The following is a 17,054-nucleotide window of genomic DNA, read 5'->3' as shown; positions in this document are numbered from 1 at the left end:
CGCCTGCTCCGCCAAATGATAAAAGGCCTTGAAGCAATTCAAGGCCTTTTTTCTTTTTACCGCATTCGAGCGTGATGCGAATTGAATTCACGGCGCAGCATGGGCACCACGCACATCCAGCCTGGCGACGGCAAGTGCGAGTGCGAGGGACTGCATGGTCTTGCGAGCCAACAGGCTGCTCTTGCCGCCGCCCACGCGCAAAAAAAAGAGCCAGGACTGCGTCCTTGGCTCTCTCGCCTGCACCGCTGGATGGCTCCGGGCGGCCGGGCCCGCCTGGCGAGCTCGCGTGAAGCGGGTTGCCGGGCGACAAGCCCGGCCACACTCAACCCGCCGCTCGCCCCCAGCCGCCACCCAAGGCCTTGAACAGCGTGGCCAGCGCCATCTGCCGCTGCGCGCTGACCTCGATCAGAGCCATCTGTTGCGCAAAATCGGTGCGCTGCGCATCCAGATAGCGCAAATGACTGTCCACCCCCACGCGATAGCGCAGCTCGGCAAGCTTGAGCGTATTCGCGCTGGTCTGCACCAGACGCTGGCGAGCCAGCTCCTCGCGCCTCAGCGTCTCCACGGAGGCAAGTGCATCGCTGACTTCACGAAACGCCGTCTGGATGCTGCGCTCGTAGCTGGCTACCGCCATGTCCTTGCGCAGCTGCGCGATTTCCAGATTGGCGCGGTTACGGCCTCCATCAAAAATCGGCAGGCTCAGCTGCGGCATGAATGACCAGGAGCGCTGGCCGCCGGCAAACAGATCGGAGAGCTCGGCACTGGCCGAGCCATAGGAGCCCGTGAGCGAGATGCGCGGAAAGAACGCTGCCCGCGCCGCGCCAATGCTTGCATTGCGTGAGCGCAGCTGATATTCGGCGGCGCGGATATCGGGGCGCAGCACCAGCAGCTCGGACGGCAGACCGGCTCCAATCTCCTGCACCATGGGTCTGGCATTCAACTCCACGACTGCCTGCACCGAGCCATCACCCACCAGCCAGTCCAGTGCGTTTGAAGCCTGGCGCAGCTCGCGCTCGAAGCGCTCGACTTCGGCGCGCGCCAGCTCAAGCAGCCCTTGCGCCTCCTGCTCGTCCAGACGGCTTGCCGTGCCGACCTTTCTGCGCTCGCTCATCAGCTGCCATTCCTTCTCGCGCGCCTGCAAGGTGCGCAGCGCCAGGGTATGGCGCTGCCGTGCGCTGTCCTGGGCCAGCGAGGCCTGGATCACTTCTGCGATCAGACTGATCTGCACGCTGCGCGCAGCCTCCTCGGTGGCCAGATACTCCATGAGCGCGGCCTCGGACAGAGAGCGCACACGGCCGAAGAGATCGAGCTCGAAAGCCATCAGCCCGGCGCCCGCCTGATAGTTGCTCTGCACCCTGGCCGCTCCTGTGCCGCTCAGGTCGGCGGGCAGGCGCTGGCGGGTGCCGCCGGCCTGTGCTTCCAGAGCGGGCAGCTGGTCCGCACGCTGCACGTGATAGGCCGCGCGAGCAGTCTGCACATTGAGCAGTGTCTGGCGCAGATCGCGGTTGTTGGCCAGCGCCGTTTCGATACGCGAGCGCAGGCGCTCATCGATCACGAACTCCTTCCAGTGCAAGCTCTGCACCGATGCCGTCGAGGCCGATGATGCAGCGCTCCAGGTGCCGGGAATGGGCGCAGCAGGCCTGTCATAGGTCGGCGCAAAAGAGCAGCCGGAGAGCACCGCAGCAATCAGCGTCAGCGCCGCGGCACGCATGGGGTTTCGCCCGTTCATGCGGGTTCTCCTTCGGAGTCTGTGTTTTTTTCCTCCGGCACTGCGCGGCGCTTGCGCCGCAAAGAGAGCACGAAGACAAAGAAGATGGGCACGAACAGCACGCCCAGCAAGGTGGCGCTGAGCATGCCGCCGATCACGCCGACGCCGATGGCGGCCTGGCTGGAGGCCCCCGCCCCGGTGGCCAGTGCCAGCGGCACCACCCCGAGGATGAAGGCCAGCGAAGTCATCACGATGGGACGGAAGCGCAAACGGGCTGCCTGCAATGCCGCCTCCGACAGCGAATGGCCGCGCTCGTGCAGGTCCTTGGCGAACTCCACGATCAGGATGGCGTTCTTGGCTGCCAGGCCGATGATGGTGATCAGGCCGACCTTGAAATACACGTCGTTCGAGAGACCCAGCCCCGAAGTGGCCAGCACCGATCCCAGCGCGCCGATGGGCACGATCAGCATCACGGCGGCTGGAATGCTCCAGCTTTCGTACAGGGCCACGAGCAGCAGAAACACCACAACGATGGCCAGAGCAAACAGCTTGGGAGCCTGTGCGCCAGCGGCCTTTTCCTGATAGGACAGAGCCGTCCACTCGTAGCCTATGCCGCGCGGCATCTCGCCCAGGATGCGTTCGAGCTCGGCCATGGCCTCACCCGTGGTGTGGCCGGGCTTGGCATCGCCCGCGATGCGAAAGGCCGGGTAGCCGTTGTAGCGCGAGATCTGCACCGGCCCCTGCTCCCATTTCACGCTGGCAAACGAGGCCAGCGGCACCTGCTCGCCCTGGGCATTGGGCACATACAGGCGCAGCAGGGCCTCGGGCGTCATGCGCGCGGCCTTGTCGGCTTGCACCACCACACGCTGCAGGCGCCCGGCATTTGGAAACTCGTTGATCACGGCCGAGCCATAGGCCGTGGACAGCACGGCGCTGATGCTGCCAAAGCTCACGCCCTGGGCCTGGGCCTGGCGACGGTCTATGTCCAGGCGCAGCTGCGGCGCGTCCTCGAGGTTTTCCATCATCGCGTAAGCGATCACCGGCGAGGCATTGGCCTTCTTCAGCAGCTCGTCACGCGCGGCAACCAGGGCCTCGCGGCCCAGATTGGCGCGATCCTGCAGACGCAGCGCAAAGCCGCCGGAATTGCCCAGGCCATCAATGGGAGGGGGATCCACTGCCATGGCCGCACCATCGGACAAGCTGCCGAAGCGCTCGTTGAAGGCCTGGACCTCGTCCCACGACGCCTGACCCTTGCCGCGCAAGGACCAGTCCTTGAGCGTGACAAAGGCCATGGCCGCGTTCTGCCCCATGCCCGAGAAGCTGTAGCCCATGAGGAACTCGGCCTGGGCCGTGGCGGGGCGGCTTTGCACATAGGCTTCCATGTCGCGCACCACAGCCTCGGTACGTGCTTCGGTCGCGCCAGGCGGCAGTTGCACGCTGACGATGTAGTAGCCCATGTCTTCATAAGGCACAAAGGACTCGGGCATGCGCGTATAGGCAAAGCCCAGCCCGCCCACGATGGCCGCATAGATCAGCATATAGCGGCCCGTGCGCCTGACCAGACGCTGGTTGAGCAGCGAAAAGCGCTCGGTCAGCTTGGCAAAGTGGCGGTTGAACCAGCCAAAGAGGCCTTTCTTCTCCTCGTGGTGATCCTTGGCAACAGGCTTGAGCAGCGTGGCGCACAGCGCCGGCGTGAAAGTCAGCGCCAGCAGGCCCGAGAACAGGATGGAGACCGCCAGCGACAGCGAGAACTGACGGTAGATCACGCCCACCGAGCCACTCATGAAGGCCAGAGGCAGGAACACGGCCACCAGCACCAGCGTGATGCCGACGATGGCCCCCGAGACCTGCTGCATGGCCTTCACCGTGGCGGCCAGCGGCGAGAGGCCCTCCTCGGCCATGAGACGCTCCACGTTCTCCACCACCACGATGGCATCGTCGACCAGAATGCCGATGGCCAGCACCATGCCGAACATGGTCATCATATTGACCGAGAAGCCCAGCGCATACATCACGGCCAGGGTGCCGGCCAGACACACCGGAACCACGATGGTGGGGATCAGCGTATAGCGCAGGTTCTGCAGAAACAGCCACATCACCAGAAACACCAGCACCACGGCCTCGACCAGGGTCTGGATCACCTTGCCGATGGCGACTTCCACAAAGCGCGAGGTGTCGTAGGGCACGGCGTACTGAATATCGTCCGGGAAGTTCTGCGACAGCTCGGCTAGCCTCGCCTTGACCGCCTTGGCTGTCTGCATGGCATTGGCACCCGGAGCCAGTTGCACGGCGGCCGCCACTCCTTTGTGGCCGTCCTCACGCGAGGCGAAGCTGTAATCGAGCTGGCCGACTTCGAGACGCGCCACATCGGCCAGATGCACGGCCGAGCCATCGGCCCTGGCCTGCAACACGATCTGGCCGAACTCCTCGGGCGAACTCAGCGTTCCCTTGACGGCAATCGTGGCGCTGAGCTCCTGCTCGGACGATCCGGGCTGGCTGCCGAAGCTGCCCGCCGGCACCTGGGCGTTCTGCGCGGCAATGGCCGCATTCACATCCGCCACCGACAGGCCGTAGCCCAGCAGCTTCTGCGGATCGACCCAGACCCGCATGGCGACATCAGCGCCGAAGTACTGCACCTTGCCCACCCCGGGCACGCGGCGGATCTCGTTATTGATGTTGCGCACCGCATAGTCGGAGAGGCGGACCTCGTTCTTGCCGCTGTCGTCGCCCTTGTAGGTCAGCGAATAGATCAGCAGGAAATTGGCGCTGGCCTGCTCTACCTGCAGACCCATCTGCATCACCGATGCGGGCAGTCTGGCCTCGGCCTTCTTGATGCGGTTCTGCACCTCGACCTGGGCCAGTGCGGGATCGGTACCAGGCGCGAAGGTGGCCGTGATTTCGGCCAGACCCGTGGCGCCGCTGGACGAGTCGAAGTACAGCAGACCCTTGGTGCCATTGAGCTCCTCCTCGATGACGCTGGTCACCGACTCCATTACCGTGGTGGCCGATGCCCCCGGATAGGTTGCAGAGATGGAGATCTGCGGCGGAGCCACGTTGGGAAACTGCGCCACTGGCAAAGCCGGGATCGCCAGCAGGCCGGCAAGCAGGATGAAGATCGCGACCACCCAGGCCAGCTTGGGGCGATCAATAAAAAACCGGGACATTATCTATCCTTGAATAAGGCTTGTCGTTTTGGCATTCAGCGCTTGCAGGAGCGGCGCATATTGCTCATTTTTTTACAGTGGCTTCCGCGTCTTTGACGGCGTCGGCGACATTTGCAGCGGCAGCCCTGATCTGCACCTTGGTGCCGGGCACGGCTGCAGCCAGGCCTCCGACCAACACCCTGGCGTTTTCCTTCAGGCCCTCGGTGATATGCCACTCGGATCCGTACATGGCGCCAGCGCTCACCTTCTGGGACTGCACAACGTTGTGCTCGTCGAGCACCAGCACATGGGCCGCTCCATCGCTGCCGCGCTGCACCGCACGCTGAGGCACGAGAATGGCTGCGGGATCCTCACCCATCCCCAGGGTCACACGCACATACATGCCGGGCAACAGCAGGCCATCCTTGTTGGGAAATTCACCACGCAGCGCCAGCTGGCCGGTGCCGCGATCCACCGTCACATCCGAAAACAGCATGCGCCCCTGGCGCTTCTCGTCCAGACCGTCCGCCATCAGCGTCACGGGAGCACTGCTCTGCGACTGCGCCCCCTGCTGCTGTGAACGCAAGCGCGTGGCCAGCGCTGCGGTCTGACGGAAATCGGCATAAATGGGGTCAAGCTGCTGTATCACCGCCATCGGTGTGGCCTCCCCCTGGCCGACCAGGGCGCCTTCGGTCACCAGCGCACGGCCGATGCGGCCCGCAATCGGGGCCCTCACCGTCGCATAGTCCAGGTTCAGGCGCGCCGCCTCCACTTCGGCCTGAGCCGATTGACGCGTGGCCATGGCACTGTGCAGCGCAGCCTTGGCGCTGTCGAAGTCCTGGCGGCTCACGGCTTCCTGCGCCACCAGCGGCTCGTAACGGCGCACCACGGACTGCGCTTCAGACAGCGCGGCCTCGGCTCGCGCCAGCTCGCCCCGGGCCCGCGACAGCGCCGCGCGCAGCGGCGCCGGGTCGATGTTGAACAGCACCTCGCCGGCCTTCACATCGGAGCCCTCTTTGAAGTTGCGGCTCAGCACGATACCCGGCACCCGCGCACGCACCTCCGCCACACGCACAGGCTCGATGCGCCCGGGCAGTTCAGCGCTGAGGCTCAGCGCCCTGGGCTTGATGGTCACCACATCCACCAGCGGCAACTCCTGAGGCGGGCTGCCCGCTTCCGACTGGATGCAGCCGGCCAACATCATTGCGGCCGCCAATGCGGCCAGGGCCGGCCAGGCACGCACATTCTGGCTGTTCTTCTTCATGGCTTTTGAGTCTTGTCAAATCTTGAAAGAAGTGCATGATGCATGAAAATATTTTTTGAATCAAATTTGATTCATTAAGACCTATATTGATTCATGGCATTTTGATACCAAGTAAAGTTGCTATCTCAAGCTTTTAGGCTCGCTGCTTGAATCAAAATAGGTTCATCCGTATCCGCCCCAACCGGAGCCACGAATGACAACAGCCCCCCACGACAACACAGCAATCCTCCCCCCCTTGGCCCTGGCCCTGGTCAACCACCCACGCGCCACGCTTCAGGAGCTGGCCAAGGCCATAGGCATCAGCAAGGCCACGCTCTATCGCTTCTGCCCCACGCGCGATCTGCTGATCAAGCGCCTGCTGGAGCAAAGCCTGCGCACGCTGGACGAAGCACTGGACGAAGCCCGTATCGAGGAAGGCCCGGTGCTCGAAGCACTCAAGCGCCTCAATGCAAAGCATCTTGAACATCGCGAATTCACGCTGTTCCTGACCTACTACTGGAACGAAGTCGAAAAACCCATGGAGGAAAATGCGATCTGGGAACCCAAGGTCGACGCTTTTTTCCTGCGCGGCCAACAGGAAGGCGTGTTCCGCATCGATTTCAGTGCCGCAACGCTGACCGAGTTATGGCTGGGAACCGTGATCGCACTCATCGATGGAGAGCGCCGCGGTCGCATCCCCCGTGCCCCGCTGGCACAGCTTGCAGAGCAGGCATTTTTGCAGGGGATCCTGCGCCAGGACGGAACGGCGACAGCCTGACACAATCGACCCGGACTGCAGCCCTAACGGCGATGCCGGCCTCCAGTTGCACCCTGGTCATGCTGCGGCCCTGCAACCCGAGCGCGCGTGCCTTCACACTCGTTTTCACAACCGGACAGTAGCCTTGTCATGATCAGTCACCTCGACCACCTGGTTCTCACCACGGCCAATGAAGCGCAATGCATACGCTTTTACACCGAAGTCCTCGGCATGCGGCTGGAATCCTTCATCGGCGGCACCCCGCCCGTGCAGCGCAAGGCCTTTGTGTTCGGCCAGCAGAAAATCAATCTGCATGTGAAGGGCCACGAGTTCGAACCCAAGGCTCATACGCCGGTACCCGGAGCTCTGGATCTGTGCTTTCTGGCCTCCGTGCCGCTGGACGAGGTCATCGCCCGTCTGCAGCAGTTGTCGACGCCCATCGCCGAAGGCCCCGTCATGCGCACTGGAGCCACATCCCGAATCCGCTCCATCTATTTGCGTGACCCCGACCTGAACCTCATCGAGATCTCGGAGCCGGCCTAGCCGCCTTCGCCCTCGCCCGGGCCAGCCGGGGACCGCGAAAACGGCCCCCGCTTGTCAGGCCAAAGCTGTGTCAGAGCTGTGCCAGGGCCTTTTTTGCCGGTGCATGGCCTTGTTCGGCAGCACGCTGCAACCATTCACGCGCCAGCTTGGCGTTCTTCTTCACACCCTGACCGTCCCGGTACAAGGTGCCCAACGCATACTGGGCCGGGGCATCCTGCTGCTCGGCGGCCAGACGGTACCACTTCAGCGCCTGCGACAGACTTTTGCCCACCCCCTCGCCGTTTTCATACAAGGTGCCTAGGTTGTACTGGGCCTTGGCATAGCCTTGATTGGCTGCCATGGCGAACCACTTGGCGGCCTCGGTGTAGTTGGGTTGCGCAAAGCCCTTGCCCAGATATTGAAAGACGCCGACGTTGTACTGGGCCAGAACATTGCCCTTGAGAGCAGAGTTCAGGTTCTCTATGTATTCCATGGACTGCGCAAACTCCGCGGACTGGGGCGACGAAGCGGAGAGCTGTTCCAGCCGCTGCACCGCCGCTGCATGCTGGTACTTCAGCGCCTGGGTGTAATAGGCAATCGCTTCTTTTTCGTTGCGATACTCGCCCTCTCCCTGTTCGAACAGGCGGCCCAGTTCATAGTAAGCCTCACCCGAGCCACGGATGGCTGCAGCGTGCAGCAACAGTACGGCCCGCTCGTAGTTGGGGTCCACACCCTGGCCTTCGAAGCAGATCTTTCCCAGCAGCAACTGGGCCTTCTGCACGCCTTTGTCTGCCAGCGGGGTCAGCCATTTCGCGGCTTCGGCATGGTTCTTTTGCACGCCTTCACCAAGGTAATACATCTCGGCCACCGTGAACTGCGCAAGCACATCGGCTTGCTGGGCCGCCTTCAAATACCAGCCAAACGAGGCCTGCAAATCCTGGGCCAGCAGCTCGCCTTTGCGGTAGACGAAGCCCAGGCTATTTTGTGCCGCAGCAGAGCCCTGTTGCGCGGCGCGCTCCAGCCATGCGACACCTGTTGCGGCATCCTTTTCAACCGCTTCGCCTTTTAGATAAATAGTTCCAAGCAGGTTCTGCGCATCGAGATTTCCAGCGTTTGCAGCCTGATGAATGTATGCCAGGCCTGCCTCAGGATCCTTTTTCACACCCTCGGCACCCAGTACATAGACCAGACCCAGCAGATACTGCGACGGCGCATGATGGTGCTCAGCGGCCAGACGCAGCCAGCGCAAGCCATCGTCGGCATTCTTTTGCACGCCCTGGCCGTAAAGATAGGCCTTACCCAACTCGTACTGTGCCGTGACATCGCCTGTCTTCGCGGCATTGACCATTTCGCTGGGCTGAGCCTGCGCACACCCCCACACTGACAGCCAAGCCGACAACACCAAAGCACCAGACCATCGCGCAAGCATCGCTTCCCCTGTTCACACAAAAAAAGTGAGTATAGAGAAGCAATACCCTGTCCATAAAGCCTAGACAGCTATCAAAATCATACTGACCCGACTCAGCGCGGACAGGACTGCCGATGGGGCTCGCCCTGGACTGTCGTCACAGAGCCGTTATGTGCCCGTGAAGCTTTTCTTGTCTCGGGACAGCATTGCTGCTGGAGGCTCTCTCGGGCCACGCAGCAAAGAGATCTGCCCGCTCAAACTAATCCCGTTCAAACTATTCCCGATCAAGCTCTGCCAGCGTGCAATGTGCGCGGCATGTTCGCGGTACGGCAAACAGTGCGGAAAACCTGGTCTGGACCTTGCGTCTCTGCGGCCAGGCATCTCTACGGCTCAGCCAGCCATGGGCGTACAAAGCTCTACCACGCAGCCATCGGGGCAACGCAGATAAGACACTATCTGCCCCCAGGGCTTGGCTGTCGGTGCAGCCATCTCGGCAGCGCCAGCGCCCAGTGCGTTTCGATGGGCCTGCTCGACATCCTCCGTGACCAGCGCGATTTCGAAACCCAATGGCTTGGCCGAGCTGTGCGCTTCGACATGGCCTCCAGGAAAATTCAGCGCGCCCAGTTCATGGGCGGCAAATGCCAGCGTGGTCTGCCCTGTCTCGAGCTCTCCGTAGGTTCCGGATTCATGCAGAAAACGCCGCTGCAGCCCAAATGCCCGGCCAAAGAACTCCAGAGATGCCGGGACATTCGGGACGTAGACGATTGTGTAACCCAATTTCATGAAAACACTTTCTCAAAGCTTGAGCGAATTTGAACCTTGAACGCATGCCTGTTTGTCGTTCAGCAGCCGTCATCCTAGCCTGCAAAACACAAAGGCCTTGAAATGATTCAAGACCTTGGTGGCTGCTTGTCGGCATCAAGCCGTCATCTACAGACCCATGCCCAGAATCGAGTTATCGGCATGCAGCTCACTACCACTCATGACACTGGACTCGTCGCTGGCCAGGAACATCACCAGCTGGGCGATGCGCTCGGGCATATAGGCGCGCCCGGCACGGTTGAGCTTGGGGTCATGCAAGATCATTTCCTTGCTCACGCCCTTTGGCAGCGCAGCCTGCGTCATGGGCGTATAGATGCCATCGGGATGAATGGAATTGACGCGAATCGCATAGCCTTGCTTGCGACAGTTCAGTGCAGCGGCGCGGGTCAGTGCCGACACGGCGGCCTTGCTGGCGCTATAGCCGGCGTATTGCTCTATGGGCAGCCAGCTCGATACCGAGGCCATATTGATGATCGAGCCTCCCGCCTCCTTCATCGCCGTAATGCCCTGCTGGCAACCAATGAAGACTGACTCGGTGTTGACCTTGAGCAGGCGGCTGAAATCCTCCAGACGCCCCGTCTCCATATCACCAGGCAGCAGGATGCCGGCATTGTTGACAAGCACATTGAGCGTGCCCAGACGCTGCTGCACCGCCGCCATCACATGCGTCCAGTCCGCCTCGCTGCTCACGTCATGGCGGAAAAACATGGAGCGTTCGCCCAATTCAGCCGCCAGCTGCTGCCCCGCCGCTTCATTGATATCGCTGAATGCGACCTTGGCGCCTTCACCAAGAAGCAGCTTCACTACCTCCAGACCCACACCGCTGGCGCCACCAGTGACCAACGCCACCTTGCCCTGCAAACGATTTGTCATCTACGTCTCCTCTTTTTTTCAAAGCCCTGGGAAGGGCATTGCTGCTGCCACATAAAAAAGGACGCGCAAGCGCCTCCTGGCTTGAATGGCAAAAGCCCACAGCGGCACAAGTTACGCCACAGGCTGTTTGCCGGATTCATCTTTTAGTTGCCTGCATTACGCGCCGCTTCGGGCGTAAACATGGCCGCAGTCATATCGCCCTTGTTCAAGACAGGGCCCTGAGGGCGTTCTTGGAACAGGTTGTAGGCCACATAGCCGCCAGAGTTCAGATCGTGATAGAAGCTGGTGCCCGCATGCCAGATCCTGGCGTCGAAGGCGTAGTAATGATTGACCACCGACTGAAGCCACAGCTGGCCGCGGGCATCGTAGTAATCGCTCATCAGCGCCTGGCCGGTATCTTCATCGAGGAACAGCACGCGCCTGCCGAACATGTGGCGATAGCCGTCCTTGAGCGAAGCCTCCAGCACCCAGACACGGCGCAGCTCATAGCGCATGTAGTCGGGGTTTTCATGACCGGGTTTGAGCAGGTCGGCATACTTCACGTTGCTGCCGTGAATCCTGAAGGCATTGGCCGGCACATAGATTTCCCTCTTGCCCAGCGACTTCCAGTTGTAGCGCTCGGGCGAGCCATTGAACAGGCGATCGGAGTCAATCGTCAGCTTGCCACCGGTACCCGACAGAGGCTGGTCGAAACCGTACTCGGGAATCTGGCGCACACGACGGGTGCCGGGGTCATAGCTCCAGCCCAGGCGCTTTTCCTTGCCAAACTCAACCGGCTCGGACACCACACTGACGCTGCCTTTCTCGCGTTCGGGCAACTTGACCGCGTTCATGCCCTGGGACATGGGACTGCTCAGTGGCTGACCTGCATTGGCCGGGTCGTTGATCTGACTGAAGGCGCGATTGTCGGCACGACCCCAGACGATGCTGCCATCGCCCAACACATTGGCGTTGTCACGCAGCGTGTGTTCGGTGAAAGCACGCGAGGGCAGCAGATTGTTGAAGGCCAGCTCAAGTCCGTTTCTGGGGAACGGGAAAGGCAGCGCACCCTTGACCGCACCCGTTGTGCCCTGACCGTCTGCGTTCATTACGGCATCCTGGGCGTTCTTTCTGGCCGCCGCGCAGACGGCATCCGGGAAGCGGAAGTCACGGTGGCCCTGATAGACCGGGATACGGTAGGTCTTGGGGTATTTGGCAAACATGGCCTTCTGACCCTCGCTCAGGCGCTCGCCATACTGCGCCAGATTCTCAGCCGTGATGGTGAGCAACGGCTTTTCACTGGCATAGGGGTCCACCGGGTGCTGGCCAGCGTGCGGGTTGTATTGAATGCCGGGCGGCGTACCCAGCCATTTCCCTGTGAACTCGGGCACTCCACTGGCTGTGCCCGCTTTTTCTCCCCCCGTGCAGGTCAACGACTTGCCCAGCCTGGCCAGTTCATCGGGCGTCGCCTTGGCCCAGGCCGCCCCCACAACCAATACACCTGCAGCCAAGACCACCAGCAAACGGGGTCCCTCTCCTAACTTCATGCCTAGTCTCCTTGGATGCATCCGCCATGCATCTACCTGTCATTGAATTTCTCTTATCGTTCTTCTTCCTTGTCGACTCGCAATTGCGAAGCAACGTAATCATTGTTCGAGCATTGACAGTCGCAAGCATCGTCAATTAGGACTAGCACAGGCAAACGCCAGCAACAGACAAAAAAAAGCGGGCCATTGGCCCGCTCGGGAAAAGCAGATTTCGTTCAGCGCTTGATACCGAACACACCCAGCATCTGTTCTGTCTGCTTTTGCATCTGCTCCTGCATCTGGGTAAACATGCTCTGGGACTGCTCCATATAGCTGCCCATCAAACCCTGCATGGCTTGAGGCTGCATGCTCATGAACTGCTTCCAGGCCTCGGGGTTCATACCCTGGGGCTGGCCCGCCAGCTTGCTCTGGAAGTCTGTGAACATCTGCACATTCTTTTCGATGTAGCTGCCCATGAAGCCCTGCATGGCATGCCCATAGAAGCGAATGATGTTGGCCAGCATCGCCTCGGAGAACATGGGGGCACCACCGGCTTCTTCCTCCAGAATGATCTGCAGCAGGATGGAGCGCGTCAGGTCTTCATTGGTCTTGGCATCCCTGATGACCACCGGCTCGCTATCCATGACCAGTTGCTTGACTTCGGCCAGCGTGATGTATGAAGAGGTATTGGTGTCGTAGAGGCGACGATTGGGATACTTCTTGATGATTCTCTGGTTCCCCACCTGGACATCACCCTCTTTGCCCTCTTTGTTTTCTTGCATCGCAAATCCTTTATGTTCTGGGGTCGGCCCCGTCGTCAATTGAGCTATTGCAGTGCAACAGATTTTAGGCAGTGCACAAGCCTCATCGGCAAGCAGTAACCCTGACAGCCCAGCTTATCCGTGCTGCAACAAAGTCGCACCACCGTCACAGCCAGCATCAGGTCTTTGCCATTTATTCACAAAAAACAGTTTGCCGTGTATCGAAATCAAGCTTGCAGAAGGTTTACAGTGCCTGTCGTTGTTTGACGAAAGGCTCAACGGATGATTACCACCAAAACACGCAATGCTGTTTGTCTGACCGCCCTGCTGGCTGCTGCCGGCTTCATGACTGCGGCGCAGGCTCAGCCCGATGCAGCTGCGACCGATGCCGCCAAGGCCGCTGCGCCGCAGGCAGCACCCGCAGCGCAGGCAGCCCCTGCCAACGTGGACGCCGCTGCAGCAGACGCCGCATTGCGCAAGCGCCTGCAGGCAGTTGTCGCCGCCATGGACGGCAAGTCCAAGCTGGCTGCCAACAACTTCAACGAGGAGTTCCTCAAGAACTCCCCCATCGACACCGTGCAGAAAGCCCTGGACTCCGTGCGCACCGGCGTCGGCAGCTGCCAGGCGGTTGGCCGCATGGAGAGCTCCACACCTCTGGCCACCAGCGTGCTGCTGAGCTGCACCAAGGGCTTTGTGCCCATGGAACTGGCGGTCGAGCCCAAGGCTCCTTACCGTATTTCTGGCATTTTGCTGCGCCCGGCATTCTGGAAATAAGCGCTTTTCACCATCAAAAAATGGAGCCTCCCGGCTCCATTTTTTATGGGCTCTCGCAAACTCAGATCACCACCGGCTCGGGCTCCAGACGAATCCCGAAGCGCTCGTAGACGCTGGTCTGGATGGCCCCGGCAAGCGTCATCACCTCGCCGCCGGTCACGCTGGCGTCGATGCTGTGGCGATCTCCTCGATTGACCAGTACCAGCGCCTGCTTGTCGTAGACGCCCGCCCGGCCCATGGTCTTGCCTTTCCAGCCGCAGGCATCGATCAGCCAGCCGGCCGCCAGCTTGATGGAGCCGTCATCCATGGGGTAGTGAACAATCTTGGGCTCGCGCGCGATGATGTCCGCGCATTGCTCGGTCGTCACCGTGGGGTTCTTGAAAAAGCTGCCCGCATTGCCAATGACTTCGGGGTCCGGCAGCTTGGCACGGCGGATCTCGCAGACCCATTCAAAGATCTGCTGCGCGCTCGGCTGCTCTATGCCTTTCTCCGCCTGCTTGCGCTGCAGATCGAGATAGCCCAGATCCGGCTGCCAGCTCTTGGGCAGCGCCAGACGCACCCGGGTGATCACTGCCCGCCCCTTGAGGCCCAGGCCGCGAGGGACAGCCGTCGAGCCCGTCACGGGCCAGTACTTGGGCTGAGCAGGTGCATGCTTGAACACCGAGTCACGGTAACCGAAGGCGCATTGCGCAGCATTGAGGCTGAACTGCTCGCCGGTGACCAGATCGATCGCGTCCAGAGAGTCGAAGCGATCCTGCAGCTCCAGCCCGTACGCGCCTATGTTCTGCACCGGTGCCGCGCCGACCGTGCCTGGAATCAAGGCCATGTTTTCAAGGCCTGTATAGCCCTGGGCCAGCGTCCATGCCACCATGTCATGCCAGCGCTCGCCCGCCCCGACCTCGACAATCCAGTGCTTGTCGGTTTCGCGCAGCAGCCGCATGCCCATGATTTCCATCTTGAGCACCACGGGGGCCACATCGCCCGTGAGCACCACATTGCTGCCACCGCCAAGGACGAACACAGGCTGCCGTCCCCATAGCGGGTCGGCGAGAAACTGGCGGATATCGTCCTGGCTACGAATGCGCACCAACGTTTCGGCGCGCGCGGCAATGCCAAAGGTGTTGCAATGCTGCAGGGGAACATTTTTCTCGACTAACATCCATCCAATTGTCGCACTGCGCCTGCTCTGCTGCTGGCAAGCAGCACATCACGGCCCGGCGCACTGTGGCTGTTTACCGCTCTGATACTGATAGGAATTACACATGCCTTCTTTTGACACTGTTTGCGAAGCCGATTTCGTCGAAGTGAAGAACGCCGTTGACAACGCCACCAAGGAAATTGGCACCCGTTTCGACTTCAAGGGCACATCGGCCGCCGTTGAACTCAAGGACAAGGAAATCACCATGTACGGCGATGCCGAGTTCCAGCTGCAGCAAGTCGAAGACCTGCTGCGCAACAAGCTGACCAAGCGCAATGTGGACGTGCGCTTCCTGGACATCCAGAAGGCACAGAAGATTGGCGGAGACAAGGTCAAGCAGCTCATCAAGGTCAAGAACGGCATCGAGTCCGAGCTGGCCAAGAAGATCCAGAAGCTGATGAAGGAAAGCAAACTCAAGGTGCAGGCCGCCATTCAGGAAGAAAAGGTCCGCATCACCGGAGCCAAGCGTGACGATCTGCAGGCGGCCATGGCATTGATCCGCAAGGATCTGGCCGACCACCCTCTGTCGTTCAACAACTTCCGCGATTGAATGAAGCCCCCCCTGCGCAGCTCCGCTGCTTCCCCTTCTCTCGCCTTGCGGGATGGAGACGAGGCCGTTGCCGCAGGGCGACGCGGCCAGTGCAGGCTCTTGCCCGGCGCCTCTGGCCTGCGTCGCATGGGGCTCATGCTTTCAGTCGCTGTGGCCTGCAGCGGCGCCTTTGGACAGTCCGTGGCCCTGACCGGCGTGCTGGGCAGCAAGGCCTTGCTGGTCATTGATGGCAGCGCCCCCAAGGCGCTGGCCGTCAACGAAAGCCACAAGAACGTGCGCCTGCTGCAAGTCAGCGGCGACTCCGCCGTGGTGGATATCAAGGGCCAGCGCCAGACTGTGCACCTGGGAGCAGCTCCGGTCAGCGTAGGCAGCCGGGGCGGCATCGGTGGTGCCGCGCGCTCGGGCCGGCTGGTCCTGATCGCCGACTCGCGCGGCCATTTCGTCGATCGTGGCTATATCAATGGCAAAACCATGCAGTACATGGTGGACACCGGCGCCAGCACCATTGCCATAGGCCGAGCCGATGCCGATCGCATGGGCCTGCCCTACGAGCAGGGTGTTCCCGTCCTGATGCGCACGGCCAACGGCACTGCCCAGGGCTGGCGCATCAAGCTCGACAGCGTCAAACTGGGCGAAATGGAGGTCTACGGCATAGAGGCCGTCGTCGCCCCCCAGTCCATGCCCTATGTGCTGCTGGGCAACAATGTGCTGACCCAGTTTCAGATGACCCGCAAGGGCAATGAGATGGTTCTGGAAAAGAACTGAACCCGCCTCTCGCACATGCACGCACGCTACGACGACCCCTATGAAGACCTGCTGGGCCTCTGGTCGGATCTGGAGGCCGCACTCGCGGTTTTGCTGACCGAGCCGCTGCGCATCCCTGGCTTTGCCATCAAGCTGCGCCAGCTTGATCTATGGCTGCAAGACCTCATCACGCAGGACAGCGATGCCGCGCTGTATCTGATGTTTCAGCGTGCCAGCTCGACAACCGTGGGCTACAGCCCGTCTCACGCCGTGGTCTGCGCGGGCCTGTGCCATATCCTTGCCAAGGAGCTTGAGCTGCCTCAATCCGAGCGCGACACGCTGATCCGGGCCGCGCTGACCATGAACATCGGCATGACCGTGCTGCAAAACCAGCTGGCCGAGCAACGCACTGCGCTGAGCAGCCAGCAGGCCGAAGCCGTCAAGCAGCACCCCACAGAGGGCCGCCTGATGCTGGAGAGGCTGATGGTGCGTGATCCGCTCTGGCTGGACAGCGTGCAGTACCACCATGTGGTGCTGCAGCCCGCGCCGCTGGCACAGTTGCAGCCGCTGGAGCGTCTGGTACGCATTCTGGGCACGGTAGACCGTTATGCGGCCCTGATAAGCCCGCGCAAGACCCGTAGCGGCCGCTCGGCCACCGAGTCTTTGCAAGTGCTGCAGCAGGGCGGTCAATACGCTGATGAGGTCAAGCAGGCCTTGATCGATGTCGTGGGCCTGTACCCGCCCGGCACCTATGTACAGCTGGACAACGGCGAGGTAGCAGTGGTGCTGCGCCGCGGAAAAAGTCTGGAGGAGCCCGAGATTGCCAGCGTGATCGACCGCGACGGCCACAGCATGTACCCGCCCATCTGGCATCTGGACGGGCGCAGGCCGGCCATCACCTCCGCGCTGGCACGTTCGTCGCTGACGCTGGATCTGGACCTGCGCTCCATGGCACAGTTGGGCATTCACAGTGCACGCGGCAACGCCGAGCTGTACCGCATGGTGAAACTGCCAGGCAGCAGACGCTGATTCTTTCCAAGAGCTGG

15 protein-coding genes are annotated in these 17,054 nt (G+C 61.4%); 6 read left to right on the top strand and 9 right to left on the bottom strand.

Annotated elements, in window-relative coordinates:
• Positions 1–322: 322 nt before the first annotated feature.
• From AC1RTQ_RS13440 to AC1RTQ_RS13430, 3 genes are all read right to left on the bottom strand, one after another.
• Positions 323–1,729, bottom strand: a complete 1,407-nt coding sequence (locus AC1RTQ_RS13440; protein WP_492876409.1) for an efflux transporter outer membrane subunit — start codon at positions 1,727–1,729, stop codon at positions 323–325.
• Positions 1,726–4,872 carry a multidrug efflux RND transporter permease subunit gene (locus AC1RTQ_RS13435; protein ID WP_492876407.1) on the bottom strand — a complete coding sequence of 1,049 codons (3,147 nt, stop codon included), beginning with the start codon at positions 4,870–4,872 and terminating at the stop codon, positions 1,726–1,728. The genes AC1RTQ_RS13440 and AC1RTQ_RS13435 overlap by 4 nt, the downstream gene beginning before the upstream one ends.
• Positions 4,873–4,936: 64 nt before the next feature.
• Complete coding sequence (locus AC1RTQ_RS13430) at positions 4,937–6,115, bottom strand: efflux RND transporter periplasmic adaptor subunit (protein WP_492876405.1); 1,179 nt, start codon at positions 6,113–6,115, stop codon at positions 4,937–4,939.
• A gap of 193 nt (positions 6,116–6,308) precedes the next feature.
• On the opposite strand from AC1RTQ_RS13430, the gene AC1RTQ_RS13425 reads away from it, so the two are divergent.
• Positions 6,309–6,872 carry a TetR/AcrR family transcriptional regulator gene (locus tag AC1RTQ_RS13425; protein ID WP_492876403.1) on the top strand — a complete coding sequence of 188 codons (564 nt, stop codon included), beginning with the start codon at positions 6,309–6,311 and terminating at the stop codon, positions 6,870–6,872.
• Positions 6,873–7,001: 129 nt separating this feature from the next.
• Complete coding sequence (locus AC1RTQ_RS13420; protein WP_492876401.1) at positions 7,002–7,394, top strand: VOC family protein; 393 nt, start codon at positions 7,002–7,004, stop codon at positions 7,392–7,394.
• A 70-nt stretch (positions 7,395–7,464) separates the two neighbouring features.
• On the opposite strand, the gene AC1RTQ_RS13415 is transcribed toward AC1RTQ_RS13420, so the two are convergent.
• The 5 genes from AC1RTQ_RS13415 to phaR all read right to left on the bottom strand — a co-directional run bounded on the left by AC1RTQ_RS13415 (position 7,465) and on the right by phaR (position 12,763).
• Positions 7,465–8,721 (bottom strand): tetratricopeptide repeat protein, encoded by a 1,257-nt coding sequence (locus tag AC1RTQ_RS13415; protein WP_492876399.1) that lies wholly within the window; start codon positions 8,719–8,721, stop codon positions 7,465–7,467.
• 450 nt (positions 8,722–9,171) lie between these two features.
• Entirely contained in the window at positions 9,172–9,564 is a 393-nt protein-coding gene (locus tag AC1RTQ_RS13410) for a VOC family protein (RefSeq protein WP_492876397.1), read from the bottom strand.
• A gap of 147 nt (positions 9,565–9,711) precedes the next feature.
• Entirely contained in the window at positions 9,712–10,476 is a 765-nt protein-coding gene (locus AC1RTQ_RS13405; RefSeq protein WP_492876395.1) for an SDR family oxidoreductase, read from the bottom strand.
• 143 nt (positions 10,477–10,619) lie between these two features.
• Positions 10,620–12,002, bottom strand: coding sequence for a DUF1329 domain-containing protein (locus tag AC1RTQ_RS13400; RefSeq protein WP_492876393.1), 1,383 nt, complete (start codon positions 12,000–12,002; stop codon positions 10,620–10,622).
• A 215-nt stretch (positions 12,003–12,217) separates the two neighbouring features.
• On the bottom strand, positions 12,218–12,763 hold the full coding sequence (gene phaR / locus AC1RTQ_RS13395; protein ID WP_302091275.1) for a polyhydroxyalkanoate synthesis repressor PhaR: 546 nt from the start codon (positions 12,761–12,763) through the stop codon (positions 12,218–12,220).
• A gap of 261 nt (positions 12,764–13,024) precedes the next feature.
• Here phaR and AC1RTQ_RS13390 point away from each other — a divergent pair, with 261 nt between their 5' ends.
• A complete protein-coding gene (locus AC1RTQ_RS13390; protein WP_492876391.1) occupies positions 13,025–13,516 on the top strand; it encodes a hypothetical protein in 492 nt (163 codons plus the stop codon).
• A gap of 61 nt (positions 13,517–13,577) precedes the next feature.
• Here the strand turns inward: AC1RTQ_RS13390 and murB are convergent, their stop codons facing one another.
• Positions 13,578–14,675, bottom strand: coding sequence for a UDP-N-acetylmuramate dehydrogenase (gene murB / locus AC1RTQ_RS13385; RefSeq protein WP_304351003.1), 1,098 nt, complete (start codon positions 14,673–14,675; stop codon positions 13,578–13,580).
• A 103-nt stretch (positions 14,676–14,778) separates the two neighbouring features.
• Between murB and AC1RTQ_RS13380 the strand changes: the two genes are divergently transcribed.
• The 3 genes from AC1RTQ_RS13380 to AC1RTQ_RS13370 all read left to right on the top strand — a co-directional run bounded on the left by AC1RTQ_RS13380 (position 14,779) and on the right by AC1RTQ_RS13370 (position 17,037).
• A complete protein-coding gene (locus AC1RTQ_RS13380; protein WP_302091278.1) occupies positions 14,779–15,264 on the top strand; it encodes a YajQ family cyclic di-GMP-binding protein in 486 nt (161 codons plus the stop codon).
• Between the two features lie 135 nt (positions 15,265–15,399).
• The gene (locus AC1RTQ_RS13375; protein WP_302091279.1) at positions 15,400–16,029 is read left to right on the top strand and encodes a retropepsin-like aspartic protease family protein; all 630 of its coding nucleotides are present in this window, start codon (positions 15,400–15,402) and stop codon (positions 16,027–16,029) included.
• A 15-nt stretch (positions 16,030–16,044) separates the two neighbouring features.
• Positions 16,045–17,037 carry an HD-GYP domain-containing protein gene (locus AC1RTQ_RS13370; RefSeq protein ID WP_492876388.1) on the top strand — a complete coding sequence of 331 codons (993 nt, stop codon included), beginning with the start codon at positions 16,045–16,047 and terminating at the stop codon, positions 17,035–17,037.
• The last annotated feature ends 17 nt before the right edge of the window (positions 17,038–17,054 follow it).

Source organism: Comamonas sp. GW821-FHT11H03 (assembly GCF_058807955.1).
The sequence above is the reverse complement of the archived record's forward strand: the minus strand, read 5'-3'. Positions and strand labels throughout refer to the sequence as shown.